Below are 17409 nucleotides of genomic sequence, written 5' to 3' on the forward strand. Positions count from 1 at the left end.
TGCCGGCAGGATTGGTCAGGGTCGCGGTGTAGGTAATCGCGCCGCCTTCAACAACAGTCGAGCCAGCAGTCAGGGTGACGGCGGTGGCATCGATCGAATCGGTAATGGTGGTAACAGCCGGCGTAGTGCCCGGCACCAGGTTTTCAAAGTTGCCACCAGTAGCGCCAGTGATCGTAGTGCTGACAGTGCTGCCGTTTATATAGACGTCATTCGCCGGAGTCTGGACCACGACGGTGCCGGTGGTCTGACCCGCACCAATGGTGATGACCGAGCCATTGCTCAAAGTCACAGTCACCGGAGTGCCGGCAGGATTGGTCAGGGTCGCGGTGTAGGTAATCGCGCCGCCTTCAACAACAGTCGAGCCAGCAGTCAGGGTGACGGCGGTGGCATCGATCGAATCGGTAATGGTGGTAACAGCCGGCGTAGTACTTGGCACCAGGTTTTCGAAGTTACCGCCAGTAGCGCCAGTGATCGTGGTGCTGACGGTGCTGCCGTTGACATAAACGTCATTGGCCGGAGTCTGGACCACGACGGTGCCAGTGGTCTGACCCGCGCCGATGGTGATGACCGAGCCATTGCTCAAGGTCACGGTAACCGGAGTACCAGCAGGGTTGGTCAAAGTCGCGGTGTAGGTAATCGCGCCGCCTTCAACAACAGTCGAGCCAGCAGTCAGGGTGACAGCGGTGGCATCGATCGAATCGGTAATGGTGGTAACAGCCGGCGTAGTGCTCGGCACCAGGTTTTCAAAGTTGCCGCCAGTAGCGCCAGTGATCGTGGTGCTGACAGTGCTGCCGTTTATATAGACGTCATTCGCCGGAGTCTGGACCACGACGGTGCCGGTGGTCTGACCTGCGCCAATGGTAATGACCGAACCATTGCTCAAGGTTACGGTGACAGGCGTCTGCGCCGGGTTGGTCAAGGTCGCGGTGTAGGTGATCGGGCCACCTTCAACAACGGTCGACCCCGCAGTCAGCGTGACGTTGGTGGTGTCCACGGTGTCAGTGACTTGGGTAACGGCCGGAGTGGTCGGAGGCGCCACTGTGATCCCGCCGCCTGTAGTGCCGGTGACGGTTACTTCGATCTGGCTCGGGTCGTTATAGACAGTGTCGTTCGGCGCGAGAGGCACATTGACGGTGCCGGTGGTCTGGCCCGCGGCAACTACGATGACCGCGCCATTGGATAGGGTGATGGTCAGGTCACTCAGAGGCGCCTGGCTCAAGTTCGCGGTGTAGACCAGTACGCCGCCGGCCTCGGTGATAGTCGGGGTTGCGCTCAGGCTCAGCGTCGAGGTGAGAGGCGCGTCGGCAACGGCGTTGTTGTTGGTGTTCTGGGTATCAACGGTTTCCAGCGTGGTCAGCGGCACCGCGCCAAAACCTGCAGTTGGAAAACCAACGGTCGGGTCAACCCGGCCGGCGGTTGCATCAAGCATCACGAAGCTATGACCACCTCCTGCCGCGCCGCCCGTGCCGGTAGCCGTAGGGCCTGCCGCAGTGGCTTCCAGATCTTTGGTCGGGTCGGCGCCGGCTACGATGGCTTGTTGCAGTTCTTCAACCGATGGCGCGGCTTGCGCGGTGGCCTCGGCCAGGTCGGTGATGGAGTCCGGAGCGCTGCCGCTCCATTGCGTCTCGCGACCCAGGTCCAGTGTGCGGCCGTCGGCCAGCTCGAGGGTGACGGAGCCGGCCAGGCCGGTGTCGACCTGATCACCGACGAACAGGCGGTCGCCTTCAACAAGCACGCGCCGGATGCCCTCTGGGGACACCACGAAAACTTGACCAACAATGCTTTTGACGATGGCAACAACACTGCTCATTGAAGACTCTCCGGGTGTCACGTTCAGTAGACTTCCATGGACCTGACGGCACTGTTGCCTAATCAGTCTGGACGCTCTTTCCTGCAATAATAGTTACAACTTTGACGCTTTCTTGCGTCAATATTCTGTCAATAATTTTCGGCTATAAACCATATGCCAAACTATTGACCTTATGGTTGCCATCCTAAACAATCGCCCCGCTAATGTCACATTGATATTCGGGTGTCGAGCGGTGCCAAACCGTGTGATCCAGTACCCATTTTGGACTTTCCGACAAACGGTATACGGTCTGCTCAGAATCCCCCGTAAGTGCACGTTTTGCAGTGATTCAGGACAACGAATTATCAATTATCCAGACTAGCCATTGACCAACGAACCGGTCCGACAATTTCTCCTGATTGCTCGTTTTGCATCATTTTTCCTGGGACTGGGTCTCGGGGGTATTCGCAGGAATTAAATCGCACCTCATGAAGTTCAGGGGTGTCGCAAGTTGCTATTGCCGGATTTGCGGCGTGCTTCTCAGCAACGCGTCAACAATCCGTGCTCTGCGTGGATCAGAAACATTCAGTTATTTACTCAGTACCGAATCAAGGCGACCATGGGCAAGTTGCTCAAGAGCCAGGGAGTGGTCGCACCGTTGGCATCCGTTGTGCAAAACAGCGTAAAGCCAAGGTCCAACTGCCCGGTACGGATTGAGCAGAACCTTAATCGTTCAATTGTTAGCCAAGAGTGCCGAGCGTGGAATCAGAAGTCAGTCGAGTTCATCTCATCCATGATCCACGCGCGTTGCATGACGATCCGTTACTGGACGGTCTGCTAGCCCTTTGCACGTTGCATCAGAAACCCGCCAGCGCCGCGATGTTGACCACTGGCCTGCCATTGCCCAAGCAGCGGCTGAGTGTTGAGTTGCTGCCGCGCGCTGCGGCCCGTGCTGGCCTGCAAGGGCGAGTGCTGGTGCGCAAGCTGGAGCAGATACCAGAGATCGCAATGCCCGCGCTGCTGCTGCTCAAGGACGGTCGAAGCGCCGTACTTCTCGGCTGGCATGGCGAAGACCAGGCTCGCCTGCTGTTGAGCGAAAGCGACGGCGGTGAGAGTCTCGTTGCTCGAGAACTGCTGGCCGACGACTACATCGGCAAAGTGTTCTTCGCCCAACCCCAACATAAATTCGACGTCAATCACGGCACGCTCATTCCCCGCGCGCGGTCGTGGTTTCGCGACACCCTCAAGCGTTCCCGCTGGTTGTATGCCGATGCGATCGCCGCCAGTTTCCTGATCAACATCATCGCCATGGCGGCGCCCTTGTTCGTCATGAACGTGTACGACCGCGTAGTGCCGAACCAGGCCGAGTCCACCCTCTGGGTGCTGGCCATCGGTATCTGCGGCGCCTACATGTTCGACCTGATTCTCAAGAGCCTGCGCAGCCTGTGCCTGGATCTTGCCGGCAAGAAAACCGACCTGATCATCTCCGCAACGCTGTTCGAGCGAATTGTGGGTATGTCGATGAAGTTTCGGCCAGCCCGGGTCGGCAGCTTCGCGCAAAACATCCACGAGTTTCAGAGCCTGCGCGACTTCCTCGCGTCGCTGACCCTCACCAGTCTGATCGACCTGCCGTTCACGCTGCTGATCTTTATGGTTATCGCGATCCTAGGCGGGCACCTGGTGTGGATTCCGGTGCTGGCCTTCCCGATTGCCTTGCTGATCGGTTATGCGCTGCAGAAGCCACTGGTCGCGACCATGGAGCGCACCATGGCCCTCGGCGCAGAGCGCCAGTCGAGCCTGATCGAAACCCTGGCCGGCCTGGATGCAGTGAAGGTCAATAACGCCGAAAGCGAACGCCAGTACCAGTGGGAACAAACCATCGGCACCCTCAGCCGCCTTGAGCTGCGGGTGAAAATGCTCTCCGGCCTGGCCATGAACATCACCCTGCTGATCCAGCAACTGGCCGGGGTGATCATGATTGTGTTCGGCGTGTACCAGATCATCGCTGGCAATTTGAGCATGGGCGGCCTCATCGCCTGCTACATGCTCAGTGGTCGCGCGCTCAGCCCGCTGGCGTCGCTGTCCGGCCTGCTGACCCGCTATCAACAGGCGCGGGTCACCATGACCTCGGTCGACCAGATGATGGAATTGCCCCAGGAGCGAAATTTCGAAGAGCGTCCGCTGAGCCGCAAGGTACTGCAGGGTGGCATCGAATGCCGTCAGTTGAACTTCACCTACCCGCAACAACAGAACCCGGCGCTGAAAAATATCAACCTCGTCATCAAGCCGGGCGAGAAAATCGGCATTATCGGTCGCAGCGGCTCGGGCAAGAGCTCGCTGGCCAAGCTGATAGTGGGCCTGTATCAGCCGGATGACGGTGCGTTGCTGGTGGACGGTGTCGACATTCGCCAGATCGACGTCAGCGAGTTACGCCACAGCATTGGCTATGTGGCCCAGGATATCCAGCTGCTGTCCGGCACACTGCGCGACAACCTGGTCTCCGGCGCACGTTACGTGGAAGACGAAATGGTCCTGCAAGCCGCCGAGCTGGCAGGCGTGCACGAGTTCGCCCGCCTGCACCCGCAGGGGTATGAGTTGCAGGTGGGTGAGCGGGGGCAAAACCTGTCTGGCGGTCAGCGGCAGAACGTGGCCCTGGCCCGAGCGCTGCTGCTCAATCCGCCGATACTGTTGCTCGATGAGCCGACCAGCGCCATGGACAACACCGGTGAAGAACGCCTCAAGCAACGCCTCGCAGCGGTGATTGAAAACAAGACCGTGGTGCTGGTGACGCACCGTGCCTCGCTGTTGTCGCTGGTCGATCGCCTGATCGTCATCGACCGCGGGCAGATACTCGCCGATGGGCCGAAAGCCGTGGTGATGGAAGCGTTGAAAAAGGGGCAAATCAGTGTTGCTTAAGTCCGGGATCAAAGGTTCCATCCGCCGCTATTTCAAAGGCACCGATTCACTGCATGGGCAGCCGCTTCCGGAGGTTAACAAGGCCCTCATCGAAGATGCTCCGCGCGTGGTGCGCCTGACCATTTGGGGCATCATCGGCTTTTTCCTGTTCCTCCTGATCTGGGCCAATTTTGCCGTGATCGATGAGGTCACCAAGGGCGACGGCAAGGCGATTCCTTCGTCGAAGATCCAGAAAATCCAGAACCTTGAGGGCGGTATCGTTGCCGAGCTGTTTGTCTCGGAAGGGCAGATCGTCGAGGCCGGTGCCCCTTTGATCCGCCTGGACGACACGCGTTTCGCCTCCAACGTTGGCGAAACCGAAGCTGATCGCCTGGCGATGCTGCTGCGTGTAGAGCGCCTGAGTGCCGAAGTCGATGACCGTCCACTGAAGTTTCCAGCCGACGTGCTGAAGGCCGTTCCGGGTCAGGCCGCCAGTGAGGAGTCGCTGTACATCAGTCGTCGCCAGCAGCTGCACGATGAGATCGGCGGCCTGCAAGAGCAGTTGATCCAGCGCCAGCAGGAGCTGCGCGAGTTCACCTCCAAGCAGTCCCAGTACCGTAATGGACTGGCCTTGCAGCGTCAGGAAATCAACATGTCCGAGCCGCTCGTGGCCCAGGGTGCGGTGTCGCCGGTAGAGGTGCTGCGACTCAAGCGCGCCGAGGTTGAAACCCGTGGCCAATTGGATGCGATGACGCTGGCTATTCCGCGGGCCGAGTCTGCCATCAAGGAAGTGGCGCGCAAGATTGACGAGACCCGGGGCAAATTCCGCAGTGAAGCGCTGACCCAGCTCAACGAAGCCCGCACTGACCTGAACAAGGCCCAGGCTACCGGCAAGGCGCTGGAAGACCGTGTCAGCCGGACCCTGGTGACATCGCCCGTGCGCGGCATCGTCAACAAGCTGCTGGTGAACACCATTGGTGGGGTGATCCAGCCGGGCAGTGATCTTATCGAGATCGTGCCGCTGGACGACACCTTGCTGGTGGAAGCCAAGATTCGCCCGCAGGACATCGCGTTCCTGCATCCGGGGCAGGAAGCGACGGTAAAATTCACCGCCTACGACTACACCATCTATGGTGGTCTGAAAGCCAAGCTTGAGCAGATTGGTGCGGACACCATCACCGATGAAGACAAGAAAACCACTTACTACATCATCAAGCTGCGCACCGATAAGAGCCACCTGGGCACAGATGAGAAGCCGCTGCTGATTATCCCCGGGATGGTGGCTTCGGTGGATATCATCACGGGCAAGAAAACGGTGCTGAGCTATCTGCTCAAGCCGATCATTCGCGCTCGGGCTGAGGCCTTGCACGAGCGGTAGATTTCATCCGCGATGCACCCATCCCTGTAGGGGCGAGCTTGCTCGCGAAAACCCCGAGACCGCCTCGGGGTGTCAGGAAGCCAGCGTTATCGTTGACGACCATCGCGAGCGAGCTCGCTCCTGCAGGAGGCCCCAAGCCTCACGAAACAAAAGCCATATCGTTATTCAATAACGGTATTTAAATTATGATTCTTATATCTATAAAGTCACTTCCCTGCGTACCTGCCGACCAATCGGCGCGCCGCACGACACGAACCAACACGGGACCTCCGTGAGTTTCTTGATCGACGCGCGCGCCTTTGAGCGTGCCGTGCGTGGGAGTGATTTTTATGTCCGCCGTATCCGCCTCCAGCAGCATCGCGCCACAAACCTTCGACATTCGCCCGTTCACTGGCGCTGTCGGTGCCGAAATCATCGGCCTTGACCTGTCCCGCCCGATCAATGATCAGGATTTCGCCCGCATTCACCGAGCGCACCTTGACCATCACGTGATGGTATTCCGCGACCAGCGCATCACCCCCGAACAACAGATTGATTTCAGCCGCCGGTTTGGCGTGCTGCAAATCCATGTCCTCAAGCAGTTTCTGCTCACCGGCCACCCGGAAATCCTCATCGTTTCCAACATCATCGAAAACGGCCAATCCATCGGCCTCGGTGACGCTGGCAAGTTCTGGCACTCCGACCTTTCCTATAAAGAACTTCCAAGCCTGGGCTCAATGCTGCATGCCCAGGAGCTGCCGTCCGAAGGCGGCGATACGCTGTTCGCCGACATGCACAAAGCCTGGGACAACCTGCCGGACGCGCTACGCAAAGCCGTCGAAGGCCGCTCGGCTGCGCATTCGTACACGGCGCGCTACAGCGAGACCAAGTTCGAAGGCAACTGGCGTCCCACCCTGACACCGGAGCAACTCGCCCAAGTCGTCGAAGTCGTGCACCCCATCGTTCGTACCCACCCGGAAAACGGGCGCCAGGCGTTGTTCGTCAGTGAAGGCTTCACCACGCGCATCGTCGGCCTGCCCGAAGACGAGAGCCGGCCACTGTTGGCCGAGCTGTACGCCCACAGTGTGCTCGAGCAAAACATCTATCGCCATCAATGGCAGCCCCATGACCTGGTGTTCTGGGACAACCGCTCGCTGATCCACCTCGCCGCTGGATGCCCAAGTCATCTGCGCCGCAAGCTGTATCGCACCACCATCCAGGGCGATGCGCCTTTCTGATTTGCCGGAGAAACACCATGTCCAGACGTCTTCCATTTGCACCCCTGGCTGCCGCTATAGGCCTGGGTTTGAGCCTGATCGCCGGCAGCCTGGTAGCACCCGCCGCAGCCCACGCCGAGGGTGAAATCCGTATTGCTGAACAATTCGGCATCGTTTACCTGCTCCTCAACGTCGTGCGCGATCAGAATCTCATCGAGAAACACGGCAAACAGCAGGGCATCGATATCAAGGTCGACTGGACCCAGTTGTCCGGAGGCGCGGCAGTCAACGACGCCTTGCTCTCGGGCTCCATAGACATCGCCGGCGCCGGCGTAGGACCGTTGCTGACCATCTGGGACCGCACCCACGGCAAGCAGAACGTCAAGGCCGTCGCGTCCCTGGGCAACTTTCCGTACTACCTGGTGAGCAACAATCCCAGGGTCAAGACCATCGCCGATTTTACTGAAAAGGACCGCATCGCGGTGCCGGCGGTCGGGGTGTCCGTGCAGTCGCGCTTCCTGCAATACGCCGCTGCCAAGGAGTGGGGCGACAAGGAATTCAATCGTCTCGACAAGTACACCATCGCGCTGCCCCATCCGGACGCCACGGCTGCGCTGATCGCCGGTGGGACCGAGCTGAGCGGGCATTTCTCCAATCCGCCGTTCCAGGATCAGGCCCTGGAAAATCCCAACGTGCACGTGGTGCTCAACACCTACGACCTGCTCGGTCCAAACTCGCCGACGGTACTGTTTGCCACCGAGAAATTCCGCGACGAGAACCCCAAGACCTACAAGGCCTTCGTCGATGCGTTGACCGAAGCTGCGCAGTTCGCCCAGAACGACAAAGGCGCTGCGGCTGATACCTACATCCGTGTGACCAAGGCGAAAATCGACCGTGCCGCGCTGCTGAAAATCATCGATAACCCACAATACGAATTCAGCGTCACACCGAAAAATACCTATCCACTGGCGGAGTTTCTGTACCGCGTCGGCGCGATCAAAAACAAACCGGATTCCTGGAAAGATTACTTCTTCCAGGACGCCAAACCGCTGCAGGGGAGCTGATCAAGATGAACGCCCCCTTGCAAGGCCACACGGTCAGCAAACCGAGCGCAGCAACCCAGGCGTTGCTGTCGGTCGATAAAGTCAGCCTCGAGTACCGCACGCCCCAGCGTGTGGTTCGAGCGACCCACCAAGTCAGTTTTGAGATCGATCCGGCCGACCGCTTCGTGCTTCTTGGCCCTTCAGGTTGCGGTAAATCCACGCTGCTCAAGGCTGTCGCCGGGTTCATTGAGCCCTGCGAAGGCGAGATCCGCCTGCAGGGGCAGATGATCCATGCGCCAGGCCCGGACCGCATCGTGGTGTTTCAGGAATTCGACCAACTCCCGCCCTGGAAAACCGTAAAGCAGAACGTCATGTTTCCGCTGCTGGCCTCTAAAACCCTCAAGCGCAAAGAAGCTGAGCAGCGCGCGCTGCACTACCTCGACAAGGTCGGTCTGGGGGCGTTCGCCGATGCCTATCCGCATACCTTGTCCGGTGGCATGAAGGCGCGTGTCGCCATCGCTCGCGCCTTGGCCATGCAACCCAAAATCCTGCTCATGGACGAACCCTTCGCCGCCCTCGACGCCCTCACCCGACGCAAGATGCAGGAAGAACTGCTGCTGCTATGGGAAGAGGTGCGCTTCACCTTGCTGTTCGTCACCCACTCCATCGAAGAAGCACTGGTGGTGGGCAATCGCATCCTCCTGCTATCGCCCCATCCGGGACGAGTACGGGCGGAAGTCCACAGCCATCAATACGATTTGCACAGCCTCGGCGGATCGCAATTTCAAGCGTCGGCGCGACGGATTCACCGGTTGCTGTTCGATGAAGGCCAGTCGCCGGAAACCAAGCGTGAGCTGGATTTTTCCGATATCCGCATCGCTTATTGAGCCATTGAGAGGAGTGCCCGATGAGCCTTTTATCATCCCCGCGTAAAGAGTTTGAAACTGACCTGCAGCCGCTGTTGAGTGTTCCGGTGGAGCGTGAGTTGCCGTTGCGCCAGCGCCTTTGGCAGCAAGGCTGGCTGCGCAAAAGTCTGATCCTGATAATGCTCGCGGTGCTGTGGGAAGTGATTGCGCGAATCCAGAACAACGACCTGCTGCTGCCCAGCTTCATGCAAACCGCCAACGCCCTGTATGGAGGGCTGCTCAGTGGCGAATTGCTGGGCAAGGTGTGGATCTCTCTGGTAGTGCTGCTCAAGGGCTACCTGATCGGCATCGTCCTGGCATTTGGCTTGACCACCTTGGCGGTATCGACCCAGTTCGGCCGCGATCTGCTCAGCACCCTGACCTCGATGTTCAACCCGCTACCGGCCATTGCACTGCTGCCATTGGCACTGCTGTGGTTCGGGCTGGGGCAGAACAGCCTGATTTTCGTGCTGGTGCATTCGGTGTTGTGGGCATTGGCGCTGAACACCTACGCCGGCTTTCTCGGGGTCTCGGAAACCCTGCGCATGGCCGGGCGTAATTACGGGCTCAAGGGGATGAGATTTGTCCTGTTCATCCTCATCCCCGCCGCGCTGCCCTCAATCCTCGCGGGTTTGAAAATAGGCTGGGCCTTCGCCTGGCGTACGCTGATTGCCGCTGAACTGGTGTTCGGAGCTACCAGCGGCAAGGGTGGGTTGGGCTGGTACATTTTTCAGAATCGCAATGAGCTGTACACCGATAAGGTGTTTGCCGGGTTGGCGGTGGTGATTCTGATTGGGCTGCTCGTGGAGAACCTGGTGTTTGATACGTTGGAAAGAGTGACAGTGAAGCGGTGGGGGATGCAGCGGTAAGCCTTCACCTCTCTTAACCTGTGGGAGCAAAGCTTGCTCGCGATTGCCGCAACGCTGTCTAACTGATCAACGCTTCATCGTTCATCGCGAGCAAGCTTTGCTCCTACAGGGTACGGCTTCGCTGTTAGGATTGCGGTTGAGTCAATCCTGATCGTTTACGAGTGCTCAGTATGCAACTTCCGGACATGAATCTTTTAGTCGCCCTCGACGCCTTGCTCGACGAGGGGAGCGTGGTGGGCGCTGCGCGGCGGATGAATCTCAGCCCGGCAGCGATGAGTCGGACGCTGACGCGTATTCGTGAAGCCATTGGCGATCCGATCCTGGTGCGGGCGGGGCGTGGCCTGGTGCCGACGCCCAAGGCGCTGGAGTTGCGTGAGCAGGTGCGGGATGTGGTGGAGCAGGCCTCGTTGCTGTTTCGCTCGGCGGATGACGTGGATCTGAGCAGTTTGCGCCGACGTTTCAGCATTCGCGCCAATGACTTCTTTGTGGGCGTTTACGGCGGCAAGCTGTTCGACACCATGGAGCGCCAGGCCCCGCATTGTGAGCTGCGCTTTGTTCCCGAGGGGGATGGGGATGACGAGGCCTTGCGCGAGGGGCGGATCGATCTGAGCGTGAGCAACAATCGCCCGCTGATGCCTGAGGTTAAAGTACAAAATCTGTTTGCTACGCACTTCGTTGGCCTGGTTCGTGAGGATCACCCGTTGTTCGATGAAGAGATCACTGCCGAGCGATATGCGGGGTTTTCCCATATCAGCATGTCGCGCCGTGGTATTGCCCGCGGGCCGATCGATACGGCGCTCAATGCCTTGGGGTTGGAGCGGCGGGTAGCGGTGATTGCGCCGAGTTTCCATGCGGCGATGTTTGCGTTGCCGGATTCCGATTTGATCCTGCCGGTGCCCAAGGAGGCGCTGCTGAGCATCCGGCGCCTGGGCCTGAAGCTGCGCTCGTTTACCCTGCCGATACCGCTGCCGACCATCATGCTCACCCAGGCCTGGCATCCTCGGTTCGATAAGGATCCAGCGCATCGCTGGCTGCGCGAGACGTTGAAAGCGTGTTGCGATGAGACCTGGTTGGCGGCGCAGCCTTAAAAGATCAGAAGATCGCAGCCGCCTTCAGGTATGCCTGCAGGAGCTGCCGAAGGCTGCGATCTTTTGATCTTTTATGACGATTGCGCCCCACGCACTTATAACCTGCCAATAAGTTGATTTTCGTCAGCTGCCACCCTCCATAAAATAACCGGGTATTCAAATCCCGGAGCCTGCAGTACATGACTTCCCTCACGGTCCCGGCACCTGTCGCCACGACCGCTGCTTCGCCCCCGGTATTCGGCCCGCGAATCATCATTGGCCTGGTCGGCGTGCTCATCGCCGTGCTGGTGTCCGGCCTGAACGAGATGGTCACCAAGGTGGCCCTCGCCGACATCCGCGGTGCGCTGGCCATTGGTTACGACGAAGGTACCTGGCTGGTCGCCAGCTACACCGCCACATCGGTGGCGGCCATGGCCTTCGCTCCGTGGTGTTCGGTGACCTTCTCCCTGCGCCGGTTCACGCTCTGGGCCATCGGCGTATTTACCGTGCTGGGTGTGCTGTGTCCGTTCGCCCCGAACTACGAAAGCCTGCTGCTGATGCGCACTTTGCAAGGCCTGGCGGGGGGAGCGTTGCCGCCGATGCTGATGACGGTCGCGCTGCGCTTCCTGCCGGCCGACGTGAAGCTCTATGGGCTGGCAGGGTATGCATTGACCGCCACTTTTGGTCCCGGCCTGGGCACTCCGCTGGCCGGGCTGTGGACCGAGTACGTCGGCTGGCAGTGGACCTTCTGGCAAATCGTCGTGCCGTGCCTGATCGCCATGGCCGCGGTGGCTTACGGTTTGCCCCAGGATCCGCTGCGCCTTGAGCGCTGCAAACAGTTCAACTGGCGCGGTTTGCTGTTGGGATTCCCGGCGATCTGCATGCTGGTGATCGGCATCCTGCAGGGCAATCGCCTGGACTGGTTCGAGTCGAGCCTGATCTGCACGTTGCTCGGCGGCGGGTTGCTGCTGCTGGTGCTGTTCCTGATCAACGAATGGTCGCAACCGATGCCGTTTTTCAAGATGCAGATGCTTGGTATCCGTAACCTGGCCTTCGCGTTGCTGACCCTGGCCGGGGTGCTGGTGATCCTGCTGGCGGTGATCATTATTCCGTCCAGCTACCTGGCGCAGGTCCAGGGTTATCGCCCGATACAAACCGCGCCGATCACCTTGTTGGCAGCACTGCCACAGTTGATCGCGCTGCCCCTGGTGGCGGCCTTGTGCAACCTGCGCTGGGTCGATTGCCGATGGGTACTGGGGATTGGCCTCGGCATGTTGATGCTGTCGTGCCTCGGGGGCTCGCAACTGACGTCGGTGTGGATTCGCGACGATTTCTACCCGCTGCAACTGCTGCAGATTTTCGGCCAGCCCATGTCGGTGCTGCCGTTGCTGATGCTGTCCACCGGCAGTATTAGCCCGATGGAAGGGCCGTTCGCCTCCGCCTGGTTCAACACGGTCAAGGGCCTGTCGGCGGTGATCGCCACCGGCGTGATCGAGGCGCTGACCACGGCAAGACAACATTTTCACTCGACCATGCTAGTCGACCGTCTCGGCAATTCGCCCCTGGCGGACAGTGACAGCGCCGGCCTCGCTCACCGTTTGCACCAGCAGGTCGTCGTGCTCACCGCATCGGATCTCTATCTGTGCATGGCCGGCGTCGCATTGGCGCTGATCCTGCTGATTTTCTGGATGCCAACGCGGATCTATCCGCCCCGGGCCCCGACTTGAACGCTCCACGAAACAGAAGGTTTTTATGACGACTCTCTCCAGGAAAAAAGCGGCCGTCGGCATCGCGGCGGTGGTTACGCTCGGCGTATTGATTTACCTGCTGGCACCCGGTTTGTTCGGCAAACGTACACACCAGACCACCAATGATGCTTTCGTTTCTGCGGACTTCACCCTGGTGGTCCCGCGTGTTGCCGGGTTCATCAAGGAAGTGCTGGTGGAAGACAACCAGCAGGTCAAGGCCGGGCAGTTGCTGGCGCTGATCGATGACCGGGACCTGCGCGCAGCTGCCCAGGCCGCCGATGCGGAAACGCTGGTCGCCAGGGCTCAATTGCAGAATGTGCGGGCAACGCTGGAGCGCCAGGCCTCCGTGATCGCTCAGGCGCAAGCGAGCGTGGTATCGGCCAAGGCAGAACGGGACTTCGCCGAACATGAACTGAACCGCTACAACCACCTCGCTGGCGTCGGTGCCGGCACGGTACAGAACGCACAGCAAGCCCGCACTCGCATCGACCAGGCGTCGGCGAAGCTGGCCAATGTCACGGCTGTATTGGCCGCAGAGCGCAAGCAGGTGGACATCCTCATCGCCCAGCGGGATGCGGCTGAAGGTGGCCTCAAGCGTGCACAGGCTGCGTTGGAAATTGCCAGTTTTGAACTGTCCTATACACGCATCGTTGCGCCCCAGGACGGCATGGTTGGCGAGCGCGCAGTGCGAGTCGGCGCGTACGTCACGCCCGGCAGCAAAATCCTCGCAGTGGTGCCGCTGGCGCAGGCTTATGTGGTGGCCAACTTTCAGGAGACCCAATTGGCCGACGTGCGGCCCGGGCAGCAGGTCCAGGTGCGGGTGGACAGCCTGGACGGCGAGGCGCTGACGGGGCGTGTCGAAAGTATTGCACCGGCCACCGGGGTGACGTTTGCGTCGATCAAGCCGGACAACGCGACGGGTAACTTCACCAAGGTGGTACAGCGGATTCCGGTGAAGATTGTGCTTGATCCAGGGCAGCCGTCGGCCGAGCGGCTGCGAGTAGGGATGTCGGTGGAGGCGAGTATCGACACTGCCGCGACCGATAAGCATGAGGTGGCGCAACGATGAAAGGTTTGGTTGATTGGGCCGGCGCCTTCGCGAACATGCCCGCTCCCACAAGGGGCCTGATTCATTCCCCCACGTTTTGCCTGGACTCTGATCACCTATGGGAGCGGGCTTGCCCGCGAAGAGGCCGCAAGCCAAAACTCACCCTCTGTGCCTTACTGGTAATAAGCCTCTCAGCCTGCACGGTCGGCCCCGACTTCCAGAAACCCCAGGTACAGCAAATGGCCGACTGGTCGCAGCCCACCAAGGCCGCCGCGAGTCAGGCGGTCGCCGAAAACATGGACGAGCGCTGGTGGGAAGTGTTCAACGATCCCAAGCTGTCAGCGCTCACCCAGCGCGCCCTGACCGACAACCTGGACCTCAAACTCGCCAGCAGTCGCCTGCAGCAAAGCCGCGCAGCACGCCAGGTGATCACCGCCGACCGTTACCCCAACACCGCCGCCACCGGCAGCTATGGGCGTAAACGCAACAGCGGCGAAGGGTTGAACGACCCTTCGGGCAACAACGGTGATTCGGCCTTCAATTTGTGGGATGCCGGCTTCTCGGCGTCCTGGGAGCTGGATTTCTGGGGAAGGGTGCGGCGCGAGACCGAGGCTGCCGATGCCACCCTCGAAGTCGCCGAAAATGATCGTCGCGGGGTACTGCTGTCGGTGCTCGCCGAGACCGCCCGGGACTACATCCAGCTGCGCGGAGTACAAGGCACACGAGCAGTCACCGAACAAAACCTCGACGTCGCCCGGCACAGCCTCAAGCTGTCACAGCTGCGCCTGGCCGACGGCGTCGCCACGGACCTGGATGTCGCCGAAGCCGCTGCGCAAGTGTCCGCCATTGAGTCGCGCCTGCCGGCGCTTGAGCAACGCCAGTCGCAGTTGATCAACGCATTGAGCCTGTTGATGGGGGAACCGCCCCATGCGCTGTCCGCTGAATTGGCCGCCGATGCACCGGTACCGCAAAGCCCAAGCCAGATCGCCATTGGCTTGCCTTCGCAACTGGCCGAGCGACGACCGGATATCCGTCAGGCCGAAGCACGCCTGCACTCCGCCACCGCGAGTATTGGCGTGGCCAAAGGCGATTTTTATCCACGGATTACCTTGTCAGGCAACGTCGGCTCCCAAGCGATGCAGTTGAGTGATTTCGGTAGCTGGGGTTCTCGCGCATTCGGCATCGGTCCGCAGTTCAGCGTGCCACTGTTCGACGGCGGTCGCCTGCGCGGCGTGCTCAACCTGCGCGAAGCCCAGCAACAGGAAGCGGCTATCGCCTATCAGCAAACCGTCTTGCGCGCGTGGCACGAAATCGATGATCAACTGAGCGCCTACAACGCCAGCCAACGGCGCCGGGACAGCCTGGCCGAAGCCGTGCGCCAGAACCAGATCGCACTGACCACCGCGCAACGGCAATACGTCGAAGGGGTAGTCGATTTCGTCAACGTACTCACCGTACAAGGCGAACTGCTGGCGACCCAGGAACAGTGGGTGGAAAGCTCGACCGGGGTGTCGTTGGCGATGGTGGGCTTGTATAAGGCGCTGGGCGGTGGATGGGAGTCGGTGTATCCGCTTGAGGCAGCCACAGTTAGCCGTTGATCAATGTCGTTTTGCCAGTTGCCGCAGCCAGTGGGATTGCTGCTACGGCGATGGCCGGACCGTGGTGTCGAGCCTGACTTACGATTGGTAAGGCAAATTGCAGAAACTGTGGGAGCTCGAACGACTCAACTCGAATCGACACCACAAATCCCTGTGGGAGCGGGCTTGCCCGCGAAGAGGCCGTCACATTCAGTACCCATGCTGACTGAGGCACCGCTTTCGCAGTCTAGTAGAGGGCTCGACTGTATGGATTTTGATCAATCGACACACCGCCCCGATGGGCGGATTTCCCCCCGCGATCGCCTTGGCGGGCCTAGACTTTTGTCATGGAGCCAACAGGTTTATCCATCGTCCGCAGGTGAACCCTGCGGACACCGAGGTGCATCATGCGTATGGCAAGAACCGTGCAGAACAGCCTGGACAAGGCCAACTGCGAATTTGACATCGTCAGTCACCCTCACTCGGCCAGCAGCCTGGAAACCGCGCGTGTCGCCGGTATTCCGGCCGAACGAGTGGCCAAGTCGGTGATCCTGGATGATCACCATGGGCGTTACCTGATGGCCGTCCTGCCGGCCAGTCGCCACCTGGACTTGAGCAAGGTCCGCGGCAGCGGCGAGTGGCAGATCACTCGTGAAAGCAACCTGGCGCACCTGTTCAATGATTGCGAACGCGGAGCGGTGCCGGCGCTGGGTGAGTCCTACGGCCTGGACATGGTCATCGACCCGTTGCTGACGCGGCAAAAAGACATCTACCTGGAGGCGGGTAATCACAACAACCTGCTACACATGAGTGTGCCGCAGTACTTGAAAATGGTGCCGCACGCGCAGGTGGTCGAGGTGAGTGATTGAATTCTGCGGCGTCAGCGACCTCTATTCGCGAGCAGGCTCGCTCCCGCAGGGAAAATGCGCTCAACTGTGGGGACGAGTCTGCTCGCGATTACTTCTTGATCACCATAGGAAGCCTGACATGGAATCCCCAACACATAGCTTGCCCTCTCTGTTCAAGCAGCTGGGGCTGGCCGACGATCCGGTCAGCATCGACCAGTTCATCGCCACCCACTCGCCGCTCAAGCCGGAGCTGCACCTGGCGGACGCATTCTTTTGGACCCAGAGCCAGGCAACGTTCCTGCGGGACGAAATTCTGGATGATGCGGACTGGGCGGAGGTGGTTGACCAGTTGAATGTGTTGTTGAGAAAGGGACGGGGCGTTTAACAGGCAGAGAAAAGTTACTTCAGGATTGCTGGCCGTCAAAAAAAGGACCAGAATTAAGACCTAAAAGAGGTCTTAATTATGCAAAATATTCTAGCCGATATGGCTGTCAGTGTTTCAGAGTTGAAGAAAAATCCTTCAGCCGTTCTGAACGGCTCATTGGGTGGTCCTGTCGCAGTGCTGAATCATAATCGCGTCATGGGTTACATGGTTCCTGCGGATGTTTTCGAACGCATGGTTGAACGCCTCGACGATCTTGAGTTGGCAGAAATCGTTCGCTCGCGTCTTCATGAGACACCGGTGCCGGTAACGCTGGATGACTTATAAGCTCGAGTTTCTGCCATCTGCCCGCAAGGAGTGGGACAAGCTGGGACATACATTGCGCGAGCAATTCAAGAAAAAGCTGGCAGAAAGATTAGAGGTGCCTCGAATACCTTCGGACCTACTGCATGGAATGTCTGACTGCTACAAGATAAAACTGAAGGCATCGGGATATCGTCTGGTTTATCAAGTAGTGGATGAGCGTGTAGTCGTCTCAGTTGTGGCGGTAGGTAAGCGCGAGCGCAGCGAAGTCTACGAGCGAGCTCGAAAACGCTGAACGCAGTCAAATTGTTTCAAAACTTGACCGGCATTCCCTGCAAATGCGATATTGATAGTTAGCAAA

At 59.5% G+C, this 17409-nt stretch carries 15 protein-coding genes and 1 pseudogene; 15 read left to right on the forward strand and 1 reads right to left on the reverse strand.

Annotated features, from left to right (window positions below):
• On the reverse strand, positions 1-1810 hold a 1810-nt coding region (locus IMW75_RS24500), incomplete at its 3' end, for a retention module-containing protein (protein WP_205893991.1).
• Between the two features lie 547 nt (positions 1811-2357).
• Between IMW75_RS24500 and IMW75_RS27455 the strand changes: the two are divergent.
• The 15 genes and pseudogenes from IMW75_RS27455 to IMW75_RS24570 all read left to right on the forward strand — a co-directional run.
• Positions 2358-2506 (forward strand): annotated as a pseudogene (locus IMW75_RS27455) (TolC family outer membrane protein); the annotation flags it as partial.
• Positions 2507-2548: 42 nt separating this feature from the next.
• Positions 2549-4705 (forward strand): type I secretion system permease/ATPase, encoded by a 2157-nt coding sequence (locus tag IMW75_RS24505; protein ID WP_045059504.1) that lies wholly within the window; start codon positions 2549-2551, stop codon positions 4703-4705.
• Positions 4695-6062, forward strand: coding sequence for an HlyD family type I secretion periplasmic adaptor subunit (locus IMW75_RS24510; protein ID WP_045059503.1), 1368 nt, complete (start codon positions 4695-4697; stop codon positions 6060-6062). Before IMW75_RS24505 ends, IMW75_RS24510 begins: the two co-directional genes overlap by 11 nt.
• Before the next feature lie 329 nt (positions 6063-6391).
• Complete coding sequence (locus IMW75_RS24515) at positions 6392-7279, forward strand: TauD/TfdA dioxygenase family protein (RefSeq protein WP_205893992.1); 888 nt, start codon at positions 6392-6394, stop codon at positions 7277-7279.
• 17 nt (positions 7280-7296) lie between these two features.
• A complete protein-coding gene (locus IMW75_RS24520) occupies positions 7297-8322 on the forward strand; it encodes an ABC transporter substrate-binding protein (protein ID WP_205893993.1) in 1026 nt (341 codons plus the stop codon).
• 5 nt (positions 8323-8327) lie between these two features.
• On the forward strand, positions 8328-9188 hold the full coding sequence (locus tag IMW75_RS24525) for an ABC transporter ATP-binding protein (RefSeq protein WP_205893994.1): 861 nt from the start codon (positions 8328-8330) through the stop codon (positions 9186-9188).
• A gap of 20 nt (positions 9189-9208) precedes the next feature.
• Positions 9209-10075, forward strand: a complete 867-nt coding sequence (locus tag IMW75_RS24530; RefSeq protein ID WP_045059499.1) for an ABC transporter permease — start codon at positions 9209-9211, stop codon at positions 10073-10075.
• Positions 10076-10245: 170 nt separating this feature from the next.
• A complete protein-coding gene (locus tag IMW75_RS24535; protein WP_045059498.1) occupies positions 10246-11163 on the forward strand; it encodes a LysR family transcriptional regulator in 918 nt (305 codons plus the stop codon).
• A gap of 179 nt (positions 11164-11342) precedes the next feature.
• Positions 11343-12869, forward strand: coding sequence for an MFS transporter (locus IMW75_RS24540; protein WP_205893995.1), 1527 nt, complete (start codon positions 11343-11345; stop codon positions 12867-12869).
• A gap of 25 nt (positions 12870-12894) precedes the next feature.
• On the forward strand, positions 12895-13959 hold the full coding sequence (locus IMW75_RS24545; protein WP_045059496.1) for an HlyD family secretion protein: 1065 nt from the start codon (positions 12895-12897) through the stop codon (positions 13957-13959).
• A complete protein-coding gene (locus IMW75_RS24550; RefSeq protein ID WP_205893996.1) occupies positions 13956-15536 on the forward strand; it encodes an efflux transporter outer membrane subunit in 1581 nt (526 codons plus the stop codon). The genes IMW75_RS24545 and IMW75_RS24550 overlap by 4 nt, the downstream gene beginning before the upstream one ends.
• A 386-nt stretch (positions 15537-15922) precedes the next feature.
• On the forward strand, positions 15923-16384 hold the full coding sequence (locus IMW75_RS24555) for an aminoacyl-tRNA deacylase (RefSeq protein ID WP_045059494.1): 462 nt from the start codon (positions 15923-15925) through the stop codon (positions 16382-16384).
• 118 nt (positions 16385-16502) lie between these two features.
• Positions 16503-16748, forward strand: a complete 246-nt coding sequence (locus IMW75_RS24560) for a DUF2789 domain-containing protein (RefSeq protein WP_045059493.1) — start codon at positions 16503-16505, stop codon at positions 16746-16748.
• Positions 16749-16826: 78 nt separating this feature from the next.
• Complete coding sequence (locus IMW75_RS24565; RefSeq protein ID WP_205893997.1) at positions 16827-17072, forward strand: type II toxin-antitoxin system Phd/YefM family antitoxin; 246 nt, start codon at positions 16827-16829, stop codon at positions 17070-17072.
• On the forward strand, positions 17062-17343 hold the full coding sequence (locus tag IMW75_RS24570; protein WP_205893998.1) for a type II toxin-antitoxin system RelE family toxin: 282 nt from the start codon (positions 17062-17064) through the stop codon (positions 17341-17343). Before IMW75_RS24565 ends, IMW75_RS24570 begins: the two co-directional genes overlap by 11 nt.
• The last annotated feature ends 66 nt before the right edge of the window (positions 17344-17409 follow it).

The sequence above is a fragment of the Pseudomonas gregormendelii genome (assembly GCF_017114825.1).
GTDB lineage: Bacteria > Pseudomonadota > Gammaproteobacteria > Pseudomonadales > Pseudomonadaceae > Aquipseudomonas > Aquipseudomonas gregormendelii.

Bases quoted from the DNA above. Each gene is read 5' to 3' on its own strand.
- IMW75_RS24515 (WP_205893992.1), top strand. From the start codon at position 6,392: ATGTCCGCCGTATCCGCCTCCAGCAGCATCGCGCCACAAACCTTCGAC.
- IMW75_RS24520 (WP_205893993.1), top strand. From the start codon at position 7,297: ATGTCCAGACGTCTTCCATTTGCACCCCTGGCTGCCGCTATAGGCCTG.
- IMW75_RS24525 (WP_205893994.1), top strand. From the start codon at position 8,328: ATGAACGCCCCCTTGCAAGGCCACACGGTCAGCAAACCGAGCGCAGCA.
- IMW75_RS24530 (WP_045059499.1), top strand. From the start codon at position 9,209: ATGAGCCTTTTATCATCCCCGCGTAAAGAGTTTGAAACTGACCTGCAG.
- IMW75_RS24535 (WP_045059498.1), top strand. From the start codon at position 10,246: ATGCAACTTCCGGACATGAATCTTTTAGTCGCCCTCGACGCCTTGCTC.
- IMW75_RS24540 (WP_205893995.1), top strand. From the start codon at position 11,343: ATGACTTCCCTCACGGTCCCGGCACCTGTCGCCACGACCGCTGCTTCG.
- IMW75_RS24545 (WP_045059496.1), top strand. From the start codon at position 12,895: ATGACGACTCTCTCCAGGAAAAAAGCGGCCGTCGGCATCGCGGCGGTG.
- IMW75_RS24550 (WP_205893996.1), top strand. From the start codon at position 13,956: ATGAAAGGTTTGGTTGATTGGGCCGGCGCCTTCGCGAACATGCCCGCT.
- IMW75_RS24555 (WP_045059494.1), top strand. From the start codon at position 15,923: ATGCGTATGGCAAGAACCGTGCAGAACAGCCTGGACAAGGCCAACTGC.
- IMW75_RS24560 (WP_045059493.1), top strand. From the start codon at position 16,503: ATGGAATCCCCAACACATAGCTTGCCCTCTCTGTTCAAGCAGCTGGGG.
- IMW75_RS24565 (WP_205893997.1), top strand. From the start codon at position 16,827: ATGCAAAATATTCTAGCCGATATGGCTGTCAGTGTTTCAGAGTTGAAG.
- IMW75_RS24570 (WP_205893998.1), top strand. From the start codon at position 17,062: ATGACTTATAAGCTCGAGTTTCTGCCATCTGCCCGCAAGGAGTGGGAC.